Here is a 26,008-nt window from a genome sequence, read left to right on the forward strand (position 1 = left end):
GGCCGCCGGTTCAGACCGCAGCGAAAACGAAGGGCAGACCGGCGGGGGCGGGCTATGGCTCCGAACCCCCGGAGGAGAGAACCTCTTGCGAGCGACAGCCCGCATCCCTTCCTCCAGCTCGGACCGGCCGCCACGAAAGCCCCCATACGGTCGGACTCACGCCGCCGCACGCCCTGCGACGGTCCCCATGGCGTCGAGCAGTTCATCCGAACAGTCTGCCGGTGAAGTGCCCGGAGCTCGCGGCTGTGCTCGGCCTGTTCGAACATCCGTCCTTGAAATTCCGTCTCATCCGCAACGGCGCCATGATGCGAGTAGAAGTCGTCGCGCTTAAGCTCGGAAAGCGGCCGTGACACGCGCCAGGCGCTGATAGAGCCGATTGGGGCGAGGTCGTAAATCAAAGACGCGGACATGCGTATTCTCCTGTTTTGAGGTGAGGAAACAAAGCCGCCGCCGGTGATGGCCGGCGGCGGTATCGATCAGTACGGAGTTGTGGGGCAGGGTTACTCGGCCGCAATTCCGTAAGCGGTATCGGGATCCTCAGTGCCGGTGTCAGCGTCGGCTTCATCCAGCTCTTCGAGCTCGGTGTCGGCTGCGTTGCCTCCGACCTCGCCTTCCGGATCATGGGGTTTGTCGACCAATTCGGCTTCGATCGAGGGATCAGACTCACCGTCGGCACCGTCCTCGATGCCGCCCATCGGCCCGTCGGCGGGTGCATCGTCGTCATCGCCCCCATGCTCCATGTTCTTGGCCAACCATTCGCCCATCTTCACGTCATCGGGTGCGAAGAGGCCAGACGGATGCACGAAACCCTCTTCCTTGAAGTGCTCGACAAGGGCAGCCCGGGTGTCCCTGACGCGCGGGCGGGGAGCGACACTCCTACCGCCGCAGGACGCTTCCAGTGCCGGACGCGATAGGCACGCGAGGAATTGCTCCGTGCCCATGTTCGGAAGATAGGTGTCGGCGCCTATGGCATCGCCGGCGATCCGGGCGACAATGCCGCTGTCCGTGCGGTTGGTCCGCGCCGACAGTGCGTCGATCAGGGTCGACCTGGCCACGACACGAAGCGTATCTGTATCGAACTGCAGCTTGCCGCTTTCACCGATCAGCCGGACGGCGTGCCGGGCGAAACGCTTGGAGCCGTAGAGATGGTTGGAGGTTTCGGAGCCGGAATCGACCGAGACGTTCTGCCCGGCGAATGCGAGGACGAGCAGCGCCAAGAGGGTATCGTCTTCGATCGGCGCTCGTGCCAGTGCCTCGTGCAGAGCGTCTGTGCGGAAATCGCCGATCATGTCGAGGCCGTTTCGGGTCACGTCGGGACGGGTCTTCCCTGCAACGTCGATGGCCTCGTTCGTGTCCTCGCCGCCGGGCGCGGTCGGATCGCCCTTTCGCTTCGCCTTCTTGATCTCCGGCAACCGGAAATGGGCGGACTGCACCTTGCCCTCACGATCGAGATACATGGCGGTGCAATCGCCTTTGCCGGGCTTGCCGTAGATACGCTCCGCCTTCGGCGGCAATTGGGGTTGGCCCCAATTGTTGAGCTCGACGATGGAGCCCTCCTTGGGAAGATTGCTACTCATCCATTCCTGCTGCGCACCGAGGAATGCTTCGACGTTGGTGGTGTAGCGGTTATCCTCGTCAGCCGGTCCGAACAGGTCTTCTGCCCACTCGATGCCGTAGGCCCGGCGGAGATCATCGCCGAAACTCGCATCGCGCGCGAACATGCGGGTCTTGGTGAGGCCGTTGGCGATCGCCCACCAGGATGCTGTCTCACCCTTCTTCGGCTTGTGTGCCTTCCAGACTTCCTTCTGCTCGTCGAGTGACGCTGCGGAAATCGGGCGAAGCTGCTGCTCGCTCGGCATGTCGCCCTTGGCCATGTGATCTAGCATCGCAGGCAGCACACTGGCGAGCAGACGAAGCTTGCGGATCTGTCTGACCGGCAGGGCCAGCGCAATCGCAATAGCTTCCTCGGTCCAGCCGAGAGCAACGAGGCGCTCGATGCCGCGCCATTGATCGACGGGGTTGAGCGGTTCGCGCGCGATGTTTTCGATCATCGAACGCATCGCGCCATTATCGTTGGCCGCCTCGACGACGATAACATCGATTTCCTCGATGCCGGCGGCGATGGCCATGCGGGTGCGCCGGTGACCGGCTTCGATGACATAGCCGTTGCCGCCGGCTTCGGCGAAAATGACGGGCGGCTGGATGACGCCGACGGCCTTGATGGTCGCAAGCAGCAGCGCGTCGGCCTGGGGCGTCGACTGCGACTGGCGCGTATTGTCGGGATTGTCCTTCAGCGCACGCGGATCGACCTTCATGAGTTGCATGGGAGTGTTCCTTTCCGGGGATGCGGACGCGGCCTCCTGCCGGTCCTTCCTGTCTTCATTTTTTCCTGAAGACATCTCCCGGAGCGCAAAGCGGCCTGACCGGCGCAACTGCGGGCGAGCTGCCCTGCCGCGAAGGACAAGCGGGGCTAACAGCCTTGCGAAGTACGAGTGGCCGGGCTGCGTAGGCCGCGGTTGAGCGCCAGCGGCGACGGGAGGACCGATCTGCGACCGGTTTTTCTTTCACCCTCTTTCCTGTTTTTTCAGACGGGCGATCCCATGCGAAGGTCAGAATTCGGGTTGAGCGGGAACAAAAAAATGGGCCGTCGGAAGAACCGAGGCCCATGAAGTGTGAAGGTTATTTAACCTCCAGAGGGGAACAGCCGTTGCGGCGGCACTGGGAGGAGACCGCCATGTGCATCAGCTGTGTGCACTATGATGATATTTTGATCAGATGGAAAACATTTATTGTGCAATGCACCTATGCACATGCTGCACTGCTTCCAAAATCAGGCTGACTCCCTGGCAGAGGCCCCTGCCTCGCGCGCCTCGGCCGCGAGTTCCGCCTCAACCTCCCGGAGCTGGCGACGCTTTTCGGCCAGCTCACTCGCGAAGGTAAAATCGCCACCCTGACGGGACTGGTAGGAAGCAAGACGCCGGCGCGCTTCCTCCAGCCGCTGGCGATAGCGTTCCCGCTCCCCGTCGAAATCATCCAGCGCATGCTCGAGGCGGAAGACGGCGCCGATCGGCGTCACCGTGACGGCGAGATCGATCTCGTAGTCCGCGCCCGTGCGCTGAAGCATGGTGGTGTAGCGATAACCGTCAGACTTGCCGAAGCGCTCGCCATCGTAGACGAGATCGAAGCCACCAATGGAGGCGACGACGATCTCGCTCTCCTGTTGAAGCTGGACGAGGGTGAGGATTTCCTTCATCAGCGCGCGGCCGGCTTCCTTTCGCTCGTCGTATGAAACGCCTGTGACGGTCATCGTAAAGGCATCTCCCGCAGTCGGAACCAGCCGCGCGATGTCCTTGCCGATCTCGCCGATCCGCCGGAGCGATACCTCGATGTCGCGTTCGGCGTCCCGGACCTGGCGGCGCACCGCGAACAGGTCGTCATCATGGGCGGCGCGCAGCCGTTCGAGCCGAGCGATATCGGCTTCGAGCCCGGCCTTCTGCATCAGGCGCTCGTCGCCCGAGGCAATCGCCTTGGCCATGGCAAACTGGTTGGCCTGGCCCTCCCCAAGGTCGTCCAACCTGCGGATCGAGATGTCGCCGGAAAGGGCGGCGGCGATGAAGCGAGCCTTGCGCTCGTTGTTCTGCCACATCGCAGCATCAAGTGACCCTCGCGTGGCGTAGGCGAAGACGTCGACGACATCGTGCTGATTGCCCTGGCGTACGATCCTGCCCTCGCGCTGCTCGATCTGCGATGGGAGCCACGGCACGTCGAGGTGATGCAGCGCCTTCAACCTGAGCTGGGCGTTGACGCCAGTGCCCATGGTCTCAGACGAGCCGATCAGGAAGCGAACCTTGCCCGAACGGACGTCACCGAACAGTCGCTGCTTGGCCTCGGTCTTCTTGAAGTCCTGCATAAAGGCGATTTCCGACGCGGGCACGCCTAGGCGGATCAGTTCGTCACGAATCCAGCGGTAAGCGGAGAAGCCGCGCGTCTTCTCGACATTGATGGTGCCGAGATCGGAGAAGATCATCTGCGCCGCGCCTGGAAGTTCATAGGGCTTGCCGTCCGGACGAAGATAGGTGTTTTCGCTCGTTTCCGTCCAGATGCGAAAGGCGTTCTCGATGAGGAGATTGAGCTTGTTGTCCGGCTCGTCGTCGTTTGCCGGAATGACCAGGCGCAGGTCGATCGCCGCGTGTCGGCCGTCGGTGATGACGGACAGCAGGATATCGTCGCCGGGCTGCGCTGGCCCCTCTCGCATCTCAATCGCCTTGATGCGGCTGTCGAGGATCTGCTGATAGAGTTTGAAGGCCGGCGTCGGTTGCGCCGTCAGGATCTGCCGCCGTCCGGTCGAGACGTCCGGAACCTTGACATATTGCTTCAGGTCCTCCGGCATCACGACGTCGGCGAACGAGCGGAACATCGCGATCAGCTCCGGCACGTTGACGAAGCTCGCGAACCGGCTCACCGGCTTGTATTTGCCCGACGGCTGGATTTCGAGTTCGGTCGTCGTGTCGCCGAAGGTCGAGGCCCAGGCGTCGAATTCGTGAAGCCCGCGTTCGCGCAGCGCCTCGTGGCCGAGCAGGCGCTGGATCGAGAACATCTCACCGAGAGTGTTGGTGATTGGCGTGCCGGAGGCCAGCACGAGCGCGCGGCCGGGATTCTTGGTCTCGATATAGCGGGACTTGATATAAAGGTCCCAGGCCCGCTGCGATCCGTTCGGGTCGATGCCTTTCAGTGTCGACATATTGGTCGCAAAAGAGAGTTTGCGGAATTCCTGCGCCTCGTCGACAATGATCTGATCGACGCCAATTTCCGAGATCGTGAGAAAGTCGTCCTTGCGGGTTGAGAGCGCTTCCAACCGCTCTTGCAAGCCTTCCTTCAGGCGCTCGAGCCGCTTGCGCGACACCCGATCCTCGCTGTCCACCTTGGTCAAAAGCTCCTCGTAGAGCTCCAACTCTTCTTGGATCATGTGGCTTTCGAACGCCGACGGCACGGCGATGAACCTGAAGGCCGAATGGGTGATGATAACAGCATCCCAGTTGGCCGTGGCGGCTCGCGACAGGAAACGTGCCCGCTTGTCTTTGGTGAAGTTGGTTTCGTCGGCGACGAGGATACGAGCGTTCGGATACAGCGCCAGGAACTCGCGCGCCGCCTGTGCGAGGCAATGGCTTGGCACGACCAGCATCGCCTTGGCGATTAGGCCGAGCCGGCGCTGGTCCATGATCGCGGCTGCCATCGTCATCGTCTTGCCGGCGCCGACAGCATGGGCGAGATAGGTCGAGCCGGAGGAGATGATCCTCCAGATTCCACGCTTCTGGTGCCCATACAAAACAAAGGCGCCGGAGGCGCCGGGAAGCTTTAGATGGGAGCCGTCGAATTTTCGAGGCGCGAGGTTGTTGAAGCGGTCATTATAGACCCGCGCAAGCCGGTCGGTGCGGTCTGGGTCAGTCCAGACCCAGTTCTGAAAAGCCTCCTTGATCTTTTGCAGCTTGTCGCGCACTGCTTCCGTGTCGACGACATTCAGAACGCGGCGTTCACCGCCAACATCCTTGAACACGTCGAAGATCTGCGAAATCCGGCTGTTCAGCGCGTCGGCCAGCAGTTCGCCCGCATGACGGCGGCTTGTGCCCCATTCGGAGGTGCCGCCGGCGCTATAGGCAAACTGGCGTGCCTCGACGGTCCATGACCCGAGTTCCGGCATATGGTGAATCCTGATGTCCACATCCATCGTTTGCTTGACGAAGGCGACGACATCGGCAGCCGGAATCCAGGGTGCGCCGAGACGGGCGGTGATATCCGACGGTCGGAGGTCGGCAGGCTGGACGTCCTGCAGCGCTCGGACATTGCGCTCAAACGCCGGATCGAGCGCAGCCGCCGCTTCGGCGACCGTGAGCTTCGTGCGGACCGGGCCGGAGAGATAGGCGTCGGAGGTCTGCCAGGAGCCATCCGCGGGATCGCGGAAGATGGCGTCACCGAGTTCGTCGATCACAGCATCCGGATCACGGTGCAGCAGCTCGGCAATATGCTCGGGATCGACGCAGCCACGCTCGTTGAGAACGACGGCGAGCGCGTCGGCAGCCGAAGTTATGACCGGCGGCGCGGGAGGAGAAATCACCCGCTCGGTGAAGATCGGACCAGGCTTCGCCGTATCGGTTTCGAGGTCGTAGTCCTCGATCGAGGCCACCAGCCAGCAATCGGGATCGTCCAGGAACGGCTGGAGATTCGGCCGACGATGGGTTTCGCGGACCTCGCCGCTTTCCTCGTCCTCAGAGATCGAGACCGTTGTGTGGTTGATCGGCCCGAAGTCGCGGATGAAACTCGACCAGGCGATACGCAGCCGAACCTGCAGATCGCGCCACGGCTGGTCGCGTTCCTGCGCTTTCAGCACCTCGCGGACGGCGTCGCGGATCGGAATCAGCTTCTTGATGATCCGGACATGTTTTTCGGACAGGCCTTCGCCTGACCTGCCTTTTCGCACCGAAACCGCGAGCGGGGCTCCGTCGATCATTTGCATGAGACCGTGGCGGTTATTGAGGAAGAAGCTGCCCTCGCGGACCTTGTCGTTGGCGGGGCGGAGGTCGACGATCTCGCCCAACTCCTCTTCCAGATCAATGTCGACCGACGTCGGCTCGCCGTCATACCGATCCTCAGGGAGAAGAGCGATCACGGCCTTCATTGCCGTTTGCAGGTCTTCACCGGCGCGTGGCCGGCATGTATAGGTCTCGCCGAACGGGCCAGACGTTGAGGCGTGCTCGCCGAGCACGAAATCCGGGTGCCGCGCGAACCAGCGGTTTACGCGGATCGCCCCCTCGTCGGATGTCGCAGGACGAACCTCTTCGAGTTCGAGCCATGACAGATCACCCTCCGGCTCGCCGGCCTTGCGCTTGCGAAAAAACAGGATGTCCACGACCACATCCGTGCCAGCGTCGCGGCGGAAGCTGCCCTCGGGGAGGCGGGCCGCTGCGATCAGATCGGCAGACCTGGCGATATGCTCTCGCGCTGTGCTGTCCACCTTGTCCATCGTGCCGCTGCTTGTCACGAACGCGGCGAGTGCACCGGGCTTCAAGAGATCGATCGACCGGGCAATGAAGTAGTCGTGCAGCCGCAGACCGAGCGGACGGTACTGCCGGTCCGACCGAACTGTTCGATCGGAGAAGGGCGGATTGCCGATCGCGAGATCATAGATCGCGTTGAGATCGGTGCGCGCGAAGTCGGCGTTGATGATGCGTGCCTTCGGCTGAAGAAGCCGGACAATGCGCGCTGTTACCGGATCGAGTTCGACCCCGGTGACATAGCTTGTGTCACGGAGCGCCGTTGGCATCAGCGCCGGAAAAAGGCCCGTGCCGATTCCCGGCTCCAGCACGCGGCCCCCGCGCCATCCGAGCCGCCGCAAGCCCGCCCAGATCGAGCGGACGATGAACTCGGGAGTGAAGTGAGCATATTGGATGCCACGCGCGAGCGAAGCATAATCGGCGTCGGTGACGGCGCTTTCCAGCGAACTGCCGAGGTCACCCCAGCCTTCCTGGAAATCGACGTCGCCTGGACGCCGGAACATGCCGTTTGCGAGTTCCGATGCGCCAAAACCGGTAAAGCGGATCAGTTTTGCCTGTTCGTCACTGGTGGCGGGTCGATCCTGCTTTTCGATTTCGTTGGCGGTCAGGATGGCCACAAGGTTCGCCTTCGCCCTTTGCTTCCAGTCGATCGCAAGTCCACGATCGCCATTGTCGAGATAGAAGTTACCCCGCAGGCCGTGTGTCCGCGGCGCCGGCTGCTTCGCAACTGGTGGAGGCAATGCCGGCGCAGGGGAGGGCGGCGGCGGATCGGGATCGTCGTCGTTGGCGGCGAAACCGCCAAACGCGGTGACGCCCAAGCCAAGGCCGGACGACAACGCGCTGCTTACAAACATATCGAGGGTGAAGGGATCGTTGGACATTGAAGACTCCTTTTCGAGGATATGCGCCATCGCCCGCAGGACAGGTCCCGCGGGCGATGGCGGATGAATGAGGTGAGGAATTTGGATCTGGTTCGTCCGGCTGCAGCGATCGCCAGCTACGAGCGCGTGACTACGGAGAACTGCATGGTTTCCGACGTAAACTGCGCCCGCAGATGCGTGGGTTCCGGGGTTGTGGAAAGCATGGCTTCCAGGCTCGCGCCGGCGATGAAGACTATCCCGTCGTCTCCCTCGAAATACCGACGCTTGTAATGCCAGCAGTCCGGATCGGTCTGCGGATCGCACTCAGCGTCCTTTGACCTTCTGCCGGTTTGCCATTGGACAGCAGATAGACGCCTTCGTCGCCGACGATCCACAGACCTGGCCGTTCGACCCGGGAGTAGACCATAGTGGGGGTTGCGGAAGCCGCCATTGGCTTCCGCGTCGGTACGTCCGTGCACGATCACCGCACTGACCTCGACCACGCTGAAAGTGAACATGGCCTCCCCCTCACGCGGCGATCTGGGAGGGAAGGTGGCGAAGATGCACCGGCAGCTTCGCAGCAGTCTCCCCGTCCGTGAGTTCGTCGAGCAGCTTCAGCAAGGTGCCTTCGTTGCCGCCATAGAGTATGACGGTGCGCTTGCCGCGAGCGGACTGCGGCCACTCGTCTCCGGCATAGCCGCGGTAATCGCCGGCAGTGATGCTCCAGATATGCTCGAGCCGCTCTTGCCGCGTCATCGCCCGGACCGCTCGGCTTTCGCGCTCGATGATGGCGACGCGCATCGTTTCGACGGATGCCTTACCGGAAAGATCGCAGTAGCCATGGAAATATCGGATGGACGCCTCGATCCTGAGCGCGAAGAATACTGATGTCACCGAGCCAGTCATGAACTCGCGCATCGCAAACGTGGATCCTCGGATCCACAATGGTGGAAGGACCTCGAACATGTAGTCATGTTCGGTCTCGCCGATCTCGAACCATTCGCCCGAGTAGAACGGCGCGGCATCACCATCCCAACGCTTTGGGCGCTCCGCGTGGCGGTCAAACATGCGGAACATCTGTTGGCGGCTTGCGACGCCCTGGAAAACCTTGGTGGTTGCGGGAGAGGGGATCATCTGCGGCTCCTTGCGCGTTTTCGGACCGAAGTGCGGCGCCGTCCTATCGACCTCGCCATCCCCTTCAGTCCTTCATGACCCCTTGCCTGGCGCCGGCATCGCGACTGGCTGGGTCAAGGGCCGGCTCAGCCGGGCGAAGCCTCCCTTGACGCGGGCGGTGCGAATGCGGCACGCTTCCTGCCTTTCTTTCCCCCTTTTCTTTCTCCCTGACCTTCAGGGTTTCGTTCCAGTCCTCCTCGGCCGGGCGCAACCGGGTCCACTCGCAACCGGCATCCTCGGCAAGCGACCGCAATCGCGTGGCAAACAGATCCCCTTGTGCATTGGCGTCCGTCGCAGCGACCAGCCGGGCGTCCGGTCGGGAGGCCAATTCCCGCAGCGCGGCTTGCGTGGCCGGCGACCACCCGCCGCCGGTGCTGAGATAAAGCGTGCCGTCATGCAACCCTTCGATTGCCGCAAGGCTCATGGCATCGATCGCAGCTTCCGTGACGGCCAGGCGCAACGCAGTATCCAACCCTAGACGGAAGAGAACCTTCGCTCCTCCAGAGGCGAAGCCACGGTATTGCGGTCCGCGCGCCTCCCATCCGGTCACCACGCCGGCATTATCCGTATGCGCTGCCCATATGCTGCCACGCGGGCCTTCCCGAAGAAGCCCCGCTTTGATCGCCTCACAGAGTATAGGTGGTGGCAGCCGGCGCTCGCCGTTGAGGTAGCGCCACGTCGATGAACCGGGCCATGGGCTGCGGCGCGCTTGCCAGCGCTCGACAAGAGAGAGGTTGCATCCTCTATCGCGGCTCGCAGGCTGCCACTCCGGTTCCGTGATCTCGAAACCAACGAGATCCGCAACCCTATCGGCGCCTTCGAGAAAACCGACATGATCGAGATGCTCGACAAGCCCGAAGACATCGCCTTTCGCATCGCTGAGCGGATCAAACCATCCGCGCCCCTCATGCGCGACGATGACGATTTCACCACCACGGCGAAACTTGACTGCCCGCCGGGTGCTTTCCTTGATGTCGATGGCGAACCTCGCCTGTTCAAGAACGGCCGCGCAGCTCACCTGCTCACGCAGCTCCTCTATCTCTCTTCTTTTCATTTTGCTCCCGATCGCACTGCGATCGGCCTCCATTGCCTTTCCTTGCCCGTCGCTTCGTGGGCACCGTTCGGCCCACCGCGAAGAGCAAAGACTGCAAGGGCGCGGCTGGCAATTGTCGGATCATGCAATGCACGGCCGCGGCGAAGCCTCCCTTGCGGCCTGCTGCTCGCAAGCGGCACGCCAAAGGCCGGCTCGATGCGCCGGCCAGGGGAAAAATTCATGAGCGATCTCAAGGTCGTCGTCGGCATCGATCTCGTCAGAGGGAAAGACGCTGTATTCACCCTCGACTTCAAGGACGGTGACCGGACCATCAGGTCATGGGAGCTGGAAGGCGCGGGACTGTGCGAGGAAATGATCGAGCGAGTTTAGAAGGGCTCCAGTGGGAGCGGGCCAATTCCCGCTCGATGGCTCCTCAAAGGCTCGGGACGGGCGCGATCACCGCGCCGCGGAGCGGCAGCGGCCGCAGCTTGCGAGCGGACCTTTCAGCGTGTTGTTCGTGGAATCCGGAACTCGGCAAGGACCCATCACAACCGCGCGGATTGGCTTGCTTTCGTGGTCACCTCGGTTCGGCTGCGTTCCGCCGAACGCAGGAGCCATTCTCTCCGTGTTTTCAAACCGATGGCGCGATCTTGCTGCGGGCCTGACGTTGCCAGAACGATGCATTTGCAGGCAGCATGCAAGGCGAGGTGAAAGCGTCCGGCGCCCGCAACCACACTGCGATCAGCCTGATCGCGCAAGCTTCACTTTCTCAAGCGCCTGTTCCACTGATTCGGCGTTGAGCGATTTAACCGCACGCTCCACGCACGCCTGAATTTCAGCGGTATCCTTTCCCTCGATCAACGCGATATCAGCCACAGTCCAGCCTCTCGATATCCAATGGAGACAGGTTCGTTCAAACGGCGAGAGCATTGCTATCTTCATGGGGCGCTGGTTCCACTCAGCTAAAGCCCAGCAGGTTTGCGGAAAACATCGACCTTACCATTGGAGAACCTGTGCAAATTTGATCCGAAATCGCCATGACCGCTTGCCTCAACTTCAACTCAAACTCGGGAGTCAACACCACGAGATCTGCGTCGTCTTCAGGTACAAGCCGACCTTTGTGCTCAGCATGCTCATAGCCTTTGCGGGTTCCGCAAGCGGAGGCTTATTCGTCAGAGCGATCGAGGCTGCGATGACGCGCGTGGCTGCCTCGGCAAGGCAGCGCCGCGACCAAAGCTGAGCTCGATATCGTAGATTGAGGGGAGTGACCCTCGAATCGAAGCGGCGGGCAATTTCGCCCTCAGCTCGATGGACTATTTCAGGGACATAGTCGGACAAGCCGCACGCGACTGTGACGACGACTTCGGAGTCCTCGGCGCGCAAAGCCGCACCGGTGGCAGCGAAGTCTTTCGCTAAGCGATCGAGCAATCTGGCCGCAGCTTCTGGAATTTCGTCGATCTCACGGCGCATGTTCGTTTGCACGGTGGCCTGCATGATAGGATCCTGTCTTGTAAGAGAGCGGTCAGTTTCGAGAAAGGTGAGCTCGCTGACAAAACCTTCGGCATCGCCTCGAAAAAGTGAGCGGGTGAATTCGATTGCACGGCCCGAAGCAAGATAGGCGACGCGCTTTGTCAAAAGACCAGCCGTTCCAATCGCGACGCCAAGCAAGGTGGCGTCCGGACCTTCGATGTTGGATGCGAAAGTGCGCTGGATCGCACGAACGGGTCTGAAGTTTGCGTCCGCGAGTGTGTTGCAGATAGAAGAGGTAACGGCACGAGCGTGGGGCAGGAACTCCGAGGAAATGCATGTGCGTTCGATCGCAAGCGGCTGGCCCGCCGAGCTCCGCAAGTGGGTGATGCGCACGACGTGACTGTCGCCTGACAAGCCGAGTGTCATCATCTCCTCTGGTGCGGGATGAGACGTGCTGCGCCCGATGCACTCGACTTTCGTGTCCGATCCACGCCAGGAAATGTCACCCGTCAAAGAGTTAGCGCATAACGGAGGCCGATCTGCGCGCACCGCCGATCCGGCAACGAAGGTTCCTGAGCCGCGCCGGCGGACCAGAAAGCCGTCTTGGACGAGATGGTCGATTGCTTTGCGGACCGTTACACGGCTAACGCGGACATGTTCAGCGAGGTCTCGTTCGGGATAAAGAACGTCGCCCTCTTTGAGTTTACCCGACAGGATCGCCTTTTCAAGCGCCAGGCGAAGTCTATGGTAGAGCGGGCCGGCGCCCTTGATGTCTATGCCCCATCCTGGAAGCATGGCCGCAAGCCTGTCGCTCATTCGATCGCTTTCAGATGCCCGAAGCGCGACACAGCCAGGGCCACGGCCCCGCTCAGTGCATCGCCTTCGGGCGTTACCAATAGACTTTGATGCCGTGCAGCGATCCAGGACGAATACAGCGGCCCCAATCCCCCGAGCAGGCAAATCTTCTGCGTTCCTCGCGCGACTAGACGATCAAGTGCTTCGTCAACTGAAACAGCAGCTTCTTGCAACAGGCGCGCGGCGACGGCATCGCCCTGTTTCATGTGCTCGAATACGCGCGGCGCATAGCGGCCGAAGGCGCCGGGCTTTGCCTGCCGCGCAAACTCGACGATATTGCGTGGGTCATTTTTGAATTCGGCAAGGACGGAGGCGGTCATCGCGGACATGTCGTGAATGCCGTCATATGCGAGCAGCGTTTCTTGCAAAAGCGCATGTCCAATACGAGCGCCGCTGCCGAGGTCGCCCACAGTAAAGCCCCATCCGCCGACGTAGGTCACCGTTTCGCAGTGGCGGGAAATGTAGATCGTGCCTGTTCCTAAAATGGCGACGGCTCCGTCTTTATCACCAAGCGCGCCTTGTAGCGCGATCAGCCCGTCTGACTCGATGTCCGCCTGGGCGAAGGGTAGCCTGTTTTTCACGTAGTGAACGGCCTCGCCGACATTATTGCCCGCGACCCCAAGTACTGCACGCGCCGAGGCGATGCTACGCGCATTGATGCCAGCTGCGTAGAAAGCCGCGTGGGTCGCACTGGCAATGTTGTCGAGGGCCGTATCCGGATCGGAGAGAATGTTGGCTGGCCCGGCTTGAGCCCGCGCAAGGATACTCCCGTTCGCACCGGCGACTGCAGCACGGCAGCTGGTGCCACCGCCGTCGATTCCGATTAGGTAGACAGTCATCCGCGCTTTCCTTCAGGAGGTCATCTGACACAGCGTCGATCGCCTTCGGGCCGCACCAGCTGCGCGCATCTTGTTCGTACGTACGTCGCACAAACATACCGGATTGTCAACTGGAAACCGGCTAGAGAGAGTATGGGCGACCCAGCTGAAGGAACCCGTAATGCCTTTCGACCTGAATCCTTTCCCCGTCGCGAGTAACCGGCATGCAATTTGGGAAATGCTCGTGCGCAAAGACGTCGGCGGCTTCGTCGCCCAGGATTGGAAGATCTTTGCTCCGTCGTTCAAGTTTGAAGGATTGTGCGGGACGGCCTCGTGTCGAGGCAGGCGCTATCCAAAAACAGCCATGGCACCGAAACTTTGATCTGGATCAACTCGCGGTCCCGGCGAAATTGGTAATCATCAAGCCGCGCCGGAAGAAATCGGGATAGCCGAACCCGCAATCGCGGCGTAATCGTCTGGGGTATGCCCAGCATGCGCAGCCACATCATGGCACACGCGGATTTTGAAGGGATCAGGAAATGGACGTTGCACGCAGTAAGGTTTCCGACGCCGGCGCTCCCGTCGCTTGCGCTTCCTGCCAAGCGCGGCACGGCGTCGTCTGCGGCGCGCTGTGGAGCGGCCAACTCCGAGAGCTCGGCCGCCAGTCGCTGCGCCGCACGGTCGATGCTGGCTGCGAGATAATCGCTCAAGGGTCGGAAAGCTCTTTCTATTCGAACATCATGCGCGGGGTAGTAAAGCTCTGCAAGGTGATGCCGGACGGGCGCCAGCAGATCGTCGGCCTGCAATTCGCCCCCGATTTCGTCGGCAGGCCCTTCGTGCCCGAAAGCATGCTGTCGGCTCAGGCTGCGACCGACGCCGAAATCTGCGTCTTCCCCCGCGACCTGCTCGACCGCATGATATCGGAGACGCCGAAGCTGCAGCGCAGCCTGTACGATCAGGCGCTGAAGGAGCTGGATGCGGCGCGCGAATGGATGCTGACGCTCGGCCGGCGCACCGCCGAGGAGAAGGTCGCAAGCCTGCTCCACCTCATCGCCACCCACGCCGAACCGCAGACCGCCACGACCACCTCTTTCGACCTGCCGCTGTCCCGCGCCGAGATCGCCGATTTTCTCGGTCTGACCATTGAAACCGTCAGCCGCCAGTTGACCAAGCTGCGCAAGAGCGGTGTCATTCGCATCGAGAACTTTCGACATATCATCGTCCCCGACATGGATGAGTTGGAGCGGATGATCAGCGCATAGAACGGGATCAGCTGCCGAATTCGGGGTCAGCGCGTGATCACGACGCGGGTATTGGCGAGGCCAGCCTGTGCGCCAGCGAGAAGAACTGGGCGGCATTGTCGGAGTGCAGGCGAACGCAGGCATGCGAGGCCGGCCGGCCCAAGCGCTTAAGGTCGAAGGTGGCATGAACGGCGTAACCGCCGTAGGCGATCGAAATTGGCTGAATGGGTATCCTGCTGGTGAAATTTGCAGTACCGTTCACCAGATCGATCAGCCGTTAGATGACTGTCGCGCTACCACCTTGCCAACTACAAGGTGGTCTGAAACGTCGTTGGCCAACAGTCGCCGGCGAGGATTTCTGCCTGTTGGAGGATCTCCGCCTATTGATTGACGGCACCGACGTAGCCGACAGATTCTTTCGTCTCGACTGTCCATCCATCTGGACCGCGGAACTGTTCAGGGGTCAACGCTGCTACCTTTGTCACGACGTAGTGGAGGATTGTCGAGGGTAAGCGCATTCGCCATCATGCGCTTTTCCTCTCGCGCGCCTCGGCGACCATCTCCTCGAGCCTAACAGCAACACTGTGAGCGCGGCGATAGTAGGCGGATTCTGGAATCCCATACCGGTCCATTGGCGTCTCGATGTTGAGCGGAGTCTGATAAGGAGTTGCGGCGATCGCCGAGGTGATCGTGTGCCAATCTAATCGTCCGTCGAATGGCAAGAGATGGTTATCCATTGCTCCGAAATTGTCGTGAATGTGAGTAGCGATGAGGCGATCCGCGAAACGCTCTAGCACGCTGAGCTTGCCTGGCTCGATCAGTTCCCAGTGGCCACAATCGAAGCAGACGCCGATGAACTCCTTGCCGTATCGAACGAACAGCCGATCATAGAGGTTGAGGAAATTCTGAGCGTTGGCGCAAAGGAGAGTTTCCGCGGCAATCTGGATGCCCTTTTCGACGCAGTAAGGCCTGATCTCGTCGAGAGACTGGAAAAGGGGGTCGAAGAACGCTCGTTCGGCGGCTTCGCTGCCGAAGACGTTGTCGTTGATATCGATGTGCAGAACAATATTGGGGGACTGGAACGCGGCCGCCAGGTCGACACGGTTACGCAACAGCTCGACTCCGCTGCGGCGCTGCCATTCATGCGGCGACAGGAAGTCCTTGCGCGTCTCCATCGCGAAAGGGCCAGGGTTTTTGTGGCCGATCTCGGTGATAGGATTGCGGCCATTGCTGCCATGAACCGAGTGCACTTTCAGCCCAGCATCGGCCACGATCCTGCTTGTAAACTCAATCTCGGCGTCGGCCAGCCAGTACGAACTGCCGGAGTCGGGATTCCAGTTGATGTGTGTGAAGCCAGCTTCCTTGATGAGGGTCAGCGAGTTGCGAATGCCTTCGTCGTACCAACGCTCCTGGTGCGGCCAATGCCAGACGGTGATGCAGGTATCCAATGGATCAGTCTCCGGTTCTACAATGTTGTGGTTTCTGGACCTTTGCCAAGGCCGATGCGCTCGGCCAACAGAATGATCGCCAGTGAAAACGCCATGATCAGAGTGACATAGACAAGATTGAGCGCGGCCTGCTCAGGATCGACAGACAGCGAGCTGTCTACGATTGCAATCGGCAGCGGTTTGTTGTTGACGTTGTATAGAAACGCCGACAGGGGGTATTCCGACAGGAGATCGTTGAAGGCCATCCCGGCGACGAGGATTACAGTCGGCGCCACAATCGGCAGAATGATGCGGCGATAGCGATAAAGACCAGTGGCGCCCATCGAGCGGGCCGCCTCGTTATAGGCCGGATCGATTCCTACGAAGGCTGCCCGCAGGAACCTCACCATAAGCGGCAAGGCGACGATGGCGTAGCCAATCGGCAGGAGCCAGTAGCCGCCGAGGAGGACTGCGTTTCCAACGAGCGGGTTTGGCGTGTCGAAGGTGACGATCAGCCCGACAGCGAGCAGAATACTAGGAACTACCCATGGCAGGAAGAAAGTGATGTCTAGAAGGCGCGTCAGCCAACTGCGCCGGCCAAGAATAACCGGGACAGCAAACAGCGTAACGACCAGCGCCGCCGATACCGCGGCAAGGCTCATCACTATGGAGTTGAAGAACGGAAGAAAGGCAGTGCCTTCGGTAAAGACGCGGGCATAGTTCTTCAGGGTCAGGCTGGATGGGATCACTTCGATGCCGATGCTCGCGGCCGGGGCGAAGGAGAAGAGTACGACAAGAGCGATCGGCACCGCATAAATAGCCACAAGAAGATAGGCAAAAAAATGTAGCACTGTATTGCCGATCGGGCTGCAAATTTTGCGTAGCTGGATGGGCGCAGTCGCTTTCGCGCCGCCGACATAGGAGCCGCGCGCTTCGTAATATTGAGACAGCAGGATAAGCGCCATGAGACACAGTCCCATCATAAGCGCCAGTAAGGCGGCCATGTCGGGACGGCGCAGGCTGTTCAGAGTCAGCACCATCTGGCTCAGCATGTGGAAATCGCGACCGCCCAGCACCTGAGGGGCGGCGAAAGAGCTGATCGCGGTGTAAAGGGTGAGAAGGGTGACAGCGAGGAGCGTCGGCATGATTGCGGGCAGTACCACACGCCACAGGATCGTATATTCCCAGGCACCCATACTGCGCGCGGCTTCGATGGTTGCGTAGTCGACGCGGCGCATCGCAGCACGCAGAAAAAGATAGTAAAAGTTGGTCATCAGAAAGGTATGCGTGAAGAGCACGCCAAACCAGCCGATGAACCAGTCTTGCGGGAGGCTGGAAACGATCGCCTTCACCAGATGTGTCACCGCACCGCCGGGACCATAGGTGAAGTTATAGCCCGCCGCCGCAACGACACCGCCGAAGACCAGCGGCGTTGCATAGGCGATTTTCAAGAGTGCGCGACCGCGTACGTGAAAATATTCAAGGACGACCACCTGGAAAATCCCGACAATGGTCACCGTGACCATGGTCGCTGACGTCATCCAAACCGTGTTCCAAAGGGCAGCGCGCACTCTTCGTGATCTTGAAAGTTCGCTTAGGGTCTGACCGACCACCAGGCTGCCGTCCCTGAAAAATGCCGTTTGAAGTGACGCGACGAGCGGCAGTATCAGGAAGGTGACGACGATCCAGATCAGGGCCGCCAACCCGATCCAATAGACTACGCGCTCGACGGCAGCCGCGCGGTTCATCTGTCCGCTTCCTCGAAGATATGCACCGAGCCCGGCCGGATCGTCCAGGACACGGTCTCACCGATTTCGGGTAACTCGTGCCCCATCCTGGCGGCCGAAATGAAGTATCCGCCGGTATCCAGGTCGATACGGCTGTGGGCGCCAAGGAATTCCACATGACGGACGGTCGCCGGCAACCCGGCTGGTATCACTTTCCCAACGAGTACATCTTCGTGGCGAACAAAAATGCGCCCCCGAACGTCGCTGCCCAGGATTTGCCCGGCAAGCGGCGTGGGCAGTTCGTTGGCGGTGCCGATGAACTCGCAGATAAACGGCGTCGCCGGCTCTCGATAAAGAGTACGTCCGTCACCGATCTGTTCAACGCCACCGTTCGCCAGCACGACGATCGTGTCGGACATCGTGAGTGCATCTTCCTGATCATGCGTGACAAAGACTGCCGTGAAGCCAAATTCCTGCTGGAGCCTCTTGATCTCGCGGCGCATCGTCACTCGCACCTTGGCGTCGAGATTGGACAATGGTTCGTCGAACAAAAGCACCTTGGAGCCCGCGACAAGCGCGCGCGCAATCGCGACCCGCTGTTGTTGCCCGCCTGACATGGTCGCTGGCTTCTTGTGCAGCTGCTCCGTAATCCCGGATGTTTCGGCGATCTGGGCGACGCGCTTGCCGATCTCGCTCTGCGGCATCTTCGCCACACGCAAAGCAAAGGCGATGTTTTCGAACGCCGTCATCGTTGGAAACAGCGCATAGTTCTGGAATACCATACCGACATTACGGCGCTCCGGCGGCTCGTTGGTGATATCTTTTCCTTCAAGAATAATCCGCCCGCTCATGACCGGATGAAAGCCGGCGAGGGTCCTTAGAACGCTGGATTTGCCGCTGCCGGAGGCCCCGAGCAGAGCAACGAACTCTCCTTCGTGAACCTCAAGCGAGAGGTCGCGGATGACCACCTTGTCGCCATAGCCAATATGCAGTTTATCGATGATGAGGATCGGGGTCGGCATGATCATACTCCTGTGAAGCCTGGCGATCTGTGTCGCCCGGTCCTGCATCCTCACCGGATTTCAAGCTCGATCTTCTGCAACCAGCCGTCCAGTTTGGGCGCGACGGCATCCCAGTCGATAGGCTGCGCCTTGACTAGTTCCGCATTCGCCTGCACCTCTGGCGGTGATTTCGCCAGCGCCGCCGGTAGCACCGGAACCTGACCGAACTTTTTGGCGTAGCCGGCCATGACATCGGCAGAGCCGAACCAGTCGACGAATGCCTTTGCCTGCTCCAGCTGATCGGTTCCCGCCATGATCGCCACGCCTTCGGAGATGACGGGCGTGCCACCTTCCGGGTCAATGACCTTGACTTGCATGCCGAGCTCCTTGGCGTCTTTGATGACGCCGCCGAACCAGTTCAGATTGATGATCGCACCGCCCGATTTGAAGGCTTCTTTGCGCGCATCGGCGTCATCGACAACGATGGCGTTCGCATAGAATGCGCCAAGAAAATCCCATCCAGCCTGAGTGACTTCGCCCTTGTCGTCGAGGAACCGGGCCAAGATGCCGGCAAGATAGACCCTTGTCGTCTGCCAGGCGGTGTTGCCGATGACGTATTTGCCTTTGTATTCGCCCCTTGTCAGGTCCAGCCAGCTTTTCGGCGCCCGCTCAGCGGCAAGCTTGTCGGAATCATAGGCGATGACAACCGGTGTGCTCCAGAATTTGTAGACAATGCCTTCTTTGTCCTTGTATTGCGCAGGGAGGTCCGCTGCCCAGGCTGGTGTGTATGGTTGGAACAGGCCGTTCTTTTTGAGCAGAGCCATAGACGTGTCGACCATGCCGAGTACGACATCGGCCTGGGGGTTGTTCTTCTCGGCGACCAGCCGATCAAAAAGTTCTCCTCCGGGTGCGCGCAGAAACTGCACATCGTGACCGGCGGCTTTAGCCTGGTCGATTATCCACTGAACGTTCTCTTCTCCCTGAGGTGAATAGACGACAAGACTATTGGCCAAGGCCGGAGAGGTGACCGCGATCAGGACGGCTGCGAGGGTCAATAAACGTTTGATCTGATGCATGGTGTTCCTCTCGTTTCAGTTTGGCCGGTCATCCCCGGCTTGGCGCCTTATTACCGGAGCTACATGACAGTTTAATTACATTGCGTAATTTAATATATATTGCAATAGCTCTTTGGCTACTAACGATTTGAGGCACTCTTGGAACCAATGGACCTTTCACGGAACGAACGACGACTGGTCGAACTGATTTTCGTGGGCAAGAAGATTGCGCGCGTCGACCTGGCCGAACGGTCCGGCATGACAGGCGCTTCTGTCACTCGGCTGATAGGTCGCTTACTTGAGATCGGACTTCTCATCGAGGTGGTCGAGCGGACCGGCGCCCAAGGCCAGCCTCGGCGCTTGCTGAGCTTGCGGGCTGACCGGTATCTTTCCGCGGGGATAACATTCTCGGTCTCCCGAATGGAGGTAGCAATTGTTGATCTAGCAGGTAAGATTCTTACCTCCCGATCAGTCGACATCGAGACCAGCACGGCTTTGTCTGTGGCAGGCGCCGCGCAGGCTGCTATCGCGGCGATGCTGACCGACCTGGGTACGCCTAAGGATCGCCTTCTCGGGGTCGGCTGCTCTGTGCCCGGCAATTTCGGCACGATGTCGAACATCCTCAAGGCCCACAGCTTCTTCCCGGCTTTCGATGATGGTGAGGTGGACCAAGCTTTTAAAGCGACTTTCGAAGCGCCCTATTACATCGAGAATGATGGAACAGCTGCAGCGCTCGGAGAGTATGTGTTCGGCGGACGCATCCCGCAGCCTGATCCGATGTTCTTCATTCACATTGGACACGGTGTCGGGGGAGGGGCGGTTATCGACGGACGGCCGTACCGCGGTGTCAATGGAAACGCCTGCCTGCCCGGAGTTCTCTACCCGTACGACCAGCCGCGCCCATCCGGCCAAGACCTTTTTGCCACCCTCAACGGTGCCGGCTTCGCCATCCACGACTTCATCGACCTCGATCGGTTGCCAGATAGCGCCGAAGCGGCGTTAGAAATCTGGGTTGAACGCGCCGGAAAGCAGCTCAGCGAGACGGTACGTGTAGCAACGGCGATGTTCGACCCCGCGCTGATTGTCCTTGGGGGACGGCTGCCAGAACTCGTGACAGACAGGCTGGTACGCGCAATTTCCAGTCAGCCAATCCTTGGCCCGTCGCGCGGTTTGGAGGCTGCCGCAGTCGAGGCCTCTCGACTTGGCCCTCGCGCCGGCGCGATCGGGGCGGCCTGCATTCCGTTCTTTGCCTCTCTCTTTTCCGCCGCCGTCGCAGACGATGGCAGTCCTTACCTTAACGGTCGCAAGCCCAAATCCCGACCTTAGAAAATTTGATTGCGCGCCTGAGTCTCTTTAAGAAGTCAACCGGGGCAGGCCCAGGCGCGAACCGCACCTTGCAGGTCCGCAAGCCCTTCCTTGCAGATCGGTGCCGCTACAAAGCCTCAAATGACCAGCTTGAGGTGGCTGGATAAAACCAGACCCGCGGCGCCGCGCAGAGCCGTATGGCCTTCGCCGATACCATTCACCGTGATCGATATCTCCTGACCAGGTCTCTTCACCACCAGTTGCTCGACATGCTGCCTGATCAGCTCTGCTGCCTTCAATCCGCCTCCGGCGACGTCTCCATGAAGGACATAGGAGTTGAGGGAGAGTGTTTGCTGCAGATTGACGATGCCGAAGGCTACGTTCCGCGTATAACGGTCGAGAAGCTCCTCTGCCGCCTTCGAGCCTTCGTCTGCTTCCTTGACAAGCCTGGCACAGGTGACGCTCTTGGGATGCGGAAAGCTCAATCGGGCGGCTTGTTTTCGTAACCAAGGAAGGGCAGCGACGGTCTCCCAGCAGCCGTGCTTTCCGCAATTGCAAAGGGCACCATCGATCTGCACCACGCTGTGACCGAGCTCGCCGCCGGATCCGGCGAGTCCACGATAGACCTTGCCGTCGATGAAGAAGGCGCCGCCGAGAACCTCGCCAGTATAGACTGCTGCGAAATTTTGTTGGCCGCGACCGGGTCCGAACCATCTGTCCCCAACAAGCAAGGCACGGGGGTGGTGATCGATGACAACCGGAAGAGAGAAGCGTTCTTGTAGTATTGCTACGAGGGGAAGTCCCGTTAGAACGGGAGCAAGGTTGACGGTAAGAATGGTTCCATTGTCACTGTCGATCATTCCAGCCGAGGCCACGCCAATGCCGAAAGGCGCCTGTTGGGCCTGAGACAGTGTGGCAGTAAGCGTCTCCGTCATGACCGCGATGAATGCTTCTGTGTCGCCATGCGTATCAAACTCAGCTTTCGCAACGGCCTTGATCTCACCGGTTAGCGCCACGAGGCATGTTTGTATCGTGCCGGGCAGAAGGAGGACTGCGCCAAGCATCGGTGCATCGGGGTTAAAATAAAGCGGACGAGCCGGCTTGCCGCCTTTGACGTCGGAAGGTGACGCATCTCCCTCAACAAGAAGCTGGTCTTCGATCATCGGCTGCACAATACCGGTTATCGTGGTCCGGTTGACACCTGCAAGTCGAGCGAGATCTGCCCGGCTTTTGGGTCCGTTATCATATAAGGCCTGAAGGACGCGACCGCGGTTTATCGCGCCAAGTGCCGATTGGGAGACAAGTGTCACGTTGCCGCCGTTCTCGCCGGCGGCGACTTCTCTGCTTGCAGGGGTGCGCTGGCCCAACGAATAGGACGGCTGGCTCTCAAACTTCAATTCTCTTCTCCAATCTACCGGATCCTTTTAGCCCGTACATTATCGAACGGCCATACAACATAAGGCCCTTTCCGGTGATGCAAGCAGGACGTCGATGACAACCGCGGTACAGCGCAGAAATTTTCGCCGCGACAACTTCTTGACACTAACATAAGTTTGTGCGAGGTACAAACTAACTGCTTACAAAAAGCACATTAGGGGTAACAATCTCAGTATCGACAAGCGGAAGCCCAGGGCTGCGCTGAAGGGCCGGGGTTGGGATACGAAGCAACTGAGGAGGCTGTTTATGACAATCGATATCGGAAATATGTCGCGACGTGACCTGCTGAAAAGCGCTTCCGTCGCAGCTCTTGTGGCTGGCGCGGGATCATTGGCCGTGCCACGGCGAGGGGCGGCACAGGATGCGAACACGGTGCGCGTCCTGTCCGTTGAAGACCCATTCTTTTTCTCAATGAAGGCGCTGGTGCCAGAATACGAGAAGGAAACCGGCATCAAGGTGGAACTGGAAAGCCTCTCGTATGACGCCCTTCAGTCGCGCCTCGTCTCTGCCTTTGTCGCCAAGACCTCCGACGCCGATGTCATCGTTGTCGACCAGATGTGGCTCGGGCAGTACCTCGACAATGGCTGGATCATCTCGCTGAATGATTTTATTGCCAAGGACAACGAATTCGACCTCTCAGACTTCATCCCGGAGGTCCTTTATTCCTCGAATATGTGGCGCGGCCAGGTCGGCACATTGCCGGTCGCCGCCTATGCCCAGGGGGTTATGTACCGCAAGGACGTCTTTGACGAACTCGGCATTGCAGCGCCGCCGACCGAGACGTCGGAAGACTGGACCTGGACGAAATACGTCGACACCCTGAAGTCGATGGAAGGCAAATCATTTGGCGGCAAGCCGCTCTTCCCAACCGTCGTTTGCGGTTCCCAGCCGTCGCCGATCGTCCACATGTTTACGCAGGTCTCAGCAAGCCACGGGGCGAACTGGTTCAAATCGTTCCCGACCGCCCCGTGGGATTTCTCCCCGCAGTTGACAAGCCCGGCCTGGATCAAGTCTGTCGAAGTCTACAGGCAGCTCTACAAGCTGTCTCCGCCTGAAGCCATCAATTATGTCTGGTTCGACGCCGGCACCCGTTTCGCCAAGGGCGACATCGGCATGTTCTATTGGTGGACCCCGTACTTCTATCTGATCAAGAATTCCGGTTACATGACCGGTAAGAAATCGGACGTCATGGAGAAGTATGCAACCGCAGCCTTGCCGAAAGCTGAGGGCGTGCCTCAGACGGTCAGCCTCGGTGGCTGGAGCCTTGGCATCCCGTCCAGTTCCGAAAGGCAAGAGGCAGGCTACGCCTTCATCAAATGGGCGACCTCGAAGGCCACGCAGAAGAAAATGGCTCTTTGGCCGGACCTCAACTACCAGTTCTCCGACTTTGCGCGCGTTTCGCTCTATCAAGACGAGGAAGTCAAGGCGATCTATCCCTACCTCGATGTGCAGTATGCGATGATGAAGCAGGGCAACGGCAAGGTCACACGCCCGCCGGTCCCGGGTTACACGGCTGTCGAAAGTGTGCTGGGCCTGACCTTGAACCAGCTATTGACCGGAACCGAAGAGCCGAAGACCGGCCTCGAGCGCGCCAACAGCCTGTTCGAGAGCATCCTGAAGGGCAATCTCATGATCCCTTATCAAAGGGACAGCTACGCGGATTCTCTTGACGGGGCCAAAGCCCTGATCGCCAAGAAGTAACAGAGTTCTCCTCGGGCCGGCGCGACAGCGATCGCGCCGGCATCCACTTGAAGAAGAACTGGATCTGGCAATGCACACGACAACTGTTCGCTCTCCGCGAGCCTTCGGGCCTGCCCGGAAGAGCTTTATCCGACGAAACCTGCCATACTTGCTGATTGCGCCTTCGGTGGTGATGCTGCTCGCTCTGATCGCCTACCCCTTGCTGTTTGCCCTAAGATCGAGCTTCTACTTCTGGAACCTGCAAATCGGCCCGGAGCCGCTCCAGTTCGTTGGCTTCGAAAATTATGTGCAGGCCTTCAACGCATTCGACTTTCGCGCCGCGCTCACCAATACCCTGATCCTGTCGATCCTTGGCACGGCACTTGAATTCATATTCGGCCTGGCGATTGCACTCATTCTGCTCAAGGCACTGCCTGGCATGAACATCGTGCGGGCCCTGCTGATCTTGCCCACCACGATCGCGCCCATCGTCGTCGGCTTTTTGTTCCGCTACCTCTATGATCCCGGCGGTGGACTGTTGAGCTGGCTGTTGCAGTCGCTCTGGCTCCCCGTTCCCGCTCAGGGAATTCTTGGCTCGCCATCGACAGCACTCGCGGCCATCCTCTTCGTCGACATCTGGCAGTGGACGCCGTTCTTTGCAATCGTTCTCTATGCGAGCCTTTTGGCCGTGCCCGACGAGATTTTGGAGGCCGCACGCCTGGATCGCGCGTCTGCATGGACGATCCTGATGCGGATCAAGCTGCCGCTGATCAAGCGCACCGCAATCATTATCGTCATGCTGCGCTTCATGCAGATCTTCAACACCTTCGACACAGTGCTTGTGCTCACCCGCGGCGGACCGGGCACGTCGACGCGCACCCTTGGATACTCTCTCTACGAACAGGGCCTTGTCAACTTCAACATCGGCCTGGTCAGCGCCATGACCTGGATCACCGTGCTGATCGTCAACGTCATCGTTGCCCTCTACGTCTTCTTCGCGTTCCGAAACGAGGAGTGGTAAAATGTCCCGCCGCCACACGAGCTTCAACACGGCACTCACCTACGCCGCCGGCCTCCTCTTCCTGGCAATCTTTGTCGGTCCGATTCTGTGGTTCATCGCTCTTGCGATCCGGCCGGCCGAGACGGCATTCACCATGCCGCCGCAACTTACCTTCGAACCCAATCTCGATGCTTTCCGGCACATCCTCGTCGATCCGGGTACCAACGCGCCGCAACTGGTCAACAGCCTCATCGTCGCAATCGGTGCTGTGCTACTCAATCTGCCCTTTTCGGTTCCTGCGGCCTATGCGTTGTCCCGTTTCAAGCTCCGCGGCAAGAAGAACATCATGTTGTGGTATCTCGGGCTGTTGATGGCCCCGCCGGTCGCGTTCCTGATCCCGTATTTCATCCTCATCACGCGCATCGGTCTGCAGGGTTCCTATTTCTCCATGATCCTGGTCCTGCAGACGCTGACGATCCCGTTTTCCGTCTGGTTGATGAAGAGTTTCATCGATGAAGTGCCGGTGGAACTGGAGGAGGCTGCCCGGGTCGACGGCGCCCGCTGGTACACGATCATGTTGCGGATCACGCTGCCGATCGTTCGTCCCGGCATCATTGTCACCTCGATGTTCGCCTTCGTGTTCGCATGGAACAATGCCGCTTTTCCGCTGGTGCTGAGCTCACGCTCGACCGCCACTCTTCCGATCGGAACACTTGGATATTTCGCAACGAGCGGAGTGACCTGGAACTACATCGCCGCCGCAGCAGTGCTCGCGATGATACCTCCGATGATCATCTTCCTTGTTTTCGATCGATACGTCGTACGAGGCCTCACCTTTGGTTCGGTGAAGGGCTGAGCTTTCCCTTTATGAATGGAG

The 26,008-nt window shown here is 59.9% G+C and carries 19 protein-coding genes and 4 pseudogenes; 7 read left to right on the top strand and 16 right to left on the bottom strand.

The window, feature by feature from the left end; genetic code table 11:
- Positions 1 to 170: 170 nt before the first annotated feature.
- The 7 genes and pseudogenes from J0663_RS31510 to J0663_RS31520 form a co-directional block, all read right to left on the bottom strand.
- Positions 171 to 368, bottom strand: a pseudogene (locus J0663_RS31510) (DUF7007 domain-containing protein); the annotation flags it as partial.
- 132 nt (positions 369 to 500) lie between these two features.
- Positions 501 to 2,324 carry a ParB N-terminal domain-containing protein gene (locus J0663_RS30145; protein ID WP_207246317.1) on the bottom strand — a complete coding sequence of 608 codons (1,824 nt, stop codon included), beginning with the start codon at positions 2,322 to 2,324 and terminating at the stop codon, positions 501 to 503.
- A 506-nt stretch (positions 2,325 to 2,830) separates the two neighbouring features.
- A complete protein-coding gene (locus tag J0663_RS30150; protein WP_207246318.1) occupies positions 2,831 to 7,930 on the bottom strand; it encodes a DEAD/DEAH box helicase family protein in 5,100 nt (1,699 codons plus the stop codon).
- 116 nt (positions 7,931 to 8,046) lie between these two features.
- Complete coding sequence (locus J0663_RS30155; RefSeq protein ID WP_425504993.1) at positions 8,047 to 8,427, bottom strand: DUF3085 domain-containing protein; 381 nt, start codon at positions 8,425 to 8,427, stop codon at positions 8,047 to 8,049.
- 10 nt (positions 8,428 to 8,437) lie between these two features.
- On the bottom strand, positions 8,438 to 9,043 hold the full coding sequence (locus J0663_RS30160) for a DUF1419 domain-containing protein (protein WP_028755880.1): 606 nt from the start codon (positions 9,041 to 9,043) through the stop codon (positions 8,438 to 8,440).
- Between the two features lie 64 nt (positions 9,044 to 9,107).
- Complete coding sequence (locus J0663_RS31515) at positions 9,108 to 9,542, bottom strand: toprim domain-containing protein (RefSeq protein ID WP_246590489.1); 435 nt, start codon at positions 9,540 to 9,542, stop codon at positions 9,108 to 9,110.
- 63 nt (positions 9,543 to 9,605) lie between these two features.
- A pseudogene (locus J0663_RS31520) lies at positions 9,606 to 9,863 on the bottom strand (DUF3991 domain-containing protein); the annotation flags it as partial.
- On the opposite strand from J0663_RS31520, the gene J0663_RS31525 reads away from it, so the two are divergent.
- Positions 9,792 to 10,505: a hypothetical protein gene (locus J0663_RS31525; RefSeq protein WP_246590492.1), complete on the top strand. Its 714-nt coding sequence runs from the start codon at positions 9,792 to 9,794 to the stop codon at positions 10,503 to 10,505. The pseudogene J0663_RS31520 and the gene J0663_RS31525 sit on opposite strands and share 72 nt — an antisense overlap.
- A 351-nt stretch (positions 10,506 to 10,856) precedes the next feature.
- On the opposite strand, the gene J0663_RS31675 is transcribed toward J0663_RS31525, so the two are convergent.
- The 3 genes and pseudogenes from J0663_RS31675 to J0663_RS30185 all read right to left on the bottom strand — a co-directional run bounded on the left by J0663_RS31675 (position 10,857) and on the right by J0663_RS30185 (position 13,279).
- Positions 10,857 to 10,991, bottom strand: a complete 135-nt coding sequence (locus J0663_RS31675) for a hypothetical protein (protein WP_259664032.1) — start codon at positions 10,989 to 10,991, stop codon at positions 10,857 to 10,859.
- 651 nt (positions 10,992 to 11,642) lie between these two features.
- Positions 11,643 to 12,401, bottom strand: a pseudogene (locus tag J0663_RS30180) (GntR family transcriptional regulator); the annotation flags it as partial.
- Complete coding sequence (locus tag J0663_RS30185) at positions 12,398 to 13,279, bottom strand: glucosamine kinase nucleotide-binding domain-containing protein (protein WP_018482063.1); 882 nt, start codon at positions 13,277 to 13,279, stop codon at positions 12,398 to 12,400. The pseudogene J0663_RS30180 and the gene J0663_RS30185, both read right to left, overlap by 4 nt.
- A 160-nt stretch (positions 13,280 to 13,439) precedes the next feature.
- Here J0663_RS30185 and J0663_RS30190 point away from each other — a divergent pair, with 160 nt between their 5' ends.
- The gene (locus J0663_RS30190) at positions 13,440 to 13,640 is read left to right on the top strand and encodes a hypothetical protein (protein ID WP_018482064.1); all 201 of its coding nucleotides are present in this window, start codon (positions 13,440 to 13,442) and stop codon (positions 13,638 to 13,640) included.
- Between the two features lie 157 nt (positions 13,641 to 13,797).
- Positions 13,798 to 14,520 carry a Crp/Fnr family transcriptional regulator gene (locus tag J0663_RS30195; protein WP_131613978.1) on the top strand — a complete coding sequence of 241 codons (723 nt, stop codon included), beginning with the start codon at positions 13,798 to 13,800 and terminating at the stop codon, positions 14,518 to 14,520.
- Between the two features lie 26 nt (positions 14,521 to 14,546).
- Here the strand turns inward: J0663_RS30195 and J0663_RS30200 are convergent.
- From J0663_RS30200 to J0663_RS30220, 5 genes and pseudogenes are all read right to left on the bottom strand, one after another.
- A pseudogene (locus J0663_RS30200) lies at positions 14,547 to 14,701 on the bottom strand (L,D-transpeptidase); the annotation flags it as partial.
- 322 nt (positions 14,702 to 15,023) lie between these two features.
- Positions 15,024 to 15,947, bottom strand: coding sequence for a sugar phosphate isomerase/epimerase family protein (locus J0663_RS30205; protein ID WP_138396897.1), 924 nt, complete (start codon positions 15,945 to 15,947; stop codon positions 15,024 to 15,026).
- A gap of 17 nt (positions 15,948 to 15,964) precedes the next feature.
- Positions 15,965 to 17,674: an ABC transporter permease gene (locus J0663_RS30210; RefSeq protein ID WP_018482067.1), complete on the bottom strand. Its 1,710-nt coding sequence runs from the start codon at positions 17,672 to 17,674 to the stop codon at positions 15,965 to 15,967.
- Positions 17,671 to 18,675, bottom strand: a complete 1,005-nt coding sequence (locus J0663_RS30215) for an ABC transporter ATP-binding protein (protein WP_026236765.1) — start codon at positions 18,673 to 18,675, stop codon at positions 17,671 to 17,673. Before J0663_RS30215 ends, J0663_RS30210 begins: the two co-directional genes overlap by 4 nt.
- A 50-nt stretch (positions 18,676 to 18,725) precedes the next feature.
- Complete coding sequence (locus J0663_RS30220) at positions 18,726 to 19,730, bottom strand: extracellular solute-binding protein (RefSeq protein WP_018482069.1); 1,005 nt, start codon at positions 19,728 to 19,730, stop codon at positions 18,726 to 18,728.
- 147 nt (positions 19,731 to 19,877) lie between these two features.
- On the opposite strand from J0663_RS30220, the gene J0663_RS30225 reads away from it, so the two are divergent.
- Complete coding sequence (locus tag J0663_RS30225) at positions 19,878 to 21,035, top strand: ROK family transcriptional regulator (RefSeq protein ID WP_018482070.1); 1,158 nt, start codon at positions 19,878 to 19,880, stop codon at positions 21,033 to 21,035.
- A 116-nt stretch (positions 21,036 to 21,151) separates the two neighbouring features.
- Here the strand turns inward: J0663_RS30225 and J0663_RS30230 are convergent, their stop codons facing one another.
- Complete coding sequence (locus tag J0663_RS30230) at positions 21,152 to 22,411, bottom strand: ROK family transcriptional regulator (RefSeq protein WP_018482071.1); 1,260 nt, start codon at positions 22,409 to 22,411, stop codon at positions 21,152 to 21,154.
- Positions 22,412 to 22,697: 286 nt separating this feature from the next.
- Between J0663_RS30230 and J0663_RS30235 the strand changes: the two genes are divergently transcribed.
- The 3 genes from J0663_RS30235 to J0663_RS30245 all read left to right on the top strand — a co-directional run bounded on the left by J0663_RS30235 (position 22,698) and on the right by J0663_RS30245 (position 25,987).
- Complete coding sequence (locus J0663_RS30235; protein WP_131613974.1) at positions 22,698 to 24,152, top strand: ABC transporter substrate-binding protein; 1,455 nt, start codon at positions 22,698 to 22,700, stop codon at positions 24,150 to 24,152.
- 70 nt (positions 24,153 to 24,222) lie between these two features.
- A complete protein-coding gene (locus tag J0663_RS30240; RefSeq protein ID WP_131613972.1) occupies positions 24,223 to 25,152 on the top strand; it encodes a carbohydrate ABC transporter permease in 930 nt (309 codons plus the stop codon).
- A gap of 1 nt (position 25,153) precedes the next feature.
- Complete coding sequence (locus J0663_RS30245; protein WP_027681768.1) at positions 25,154 to 25,987, top strand: carbohydrate ABC transporter permease; 834 nt, start codon at positions 25,154 to 25,156, stop codon at positions 25,985 to 25,987.
- Positions 25,988 to 26,008 lie beyond the last annotated feature (21 nt).

This window comes from Rhizobium lentis, assembly GCF_017352135.1.
Taxonomy (GTDB): Bacteria; Pseudomonadota; Alphaproteobacteria; order Rhizobiales; family Rhizobiaceae; genus Rhizobium; species Rhizobium lentis.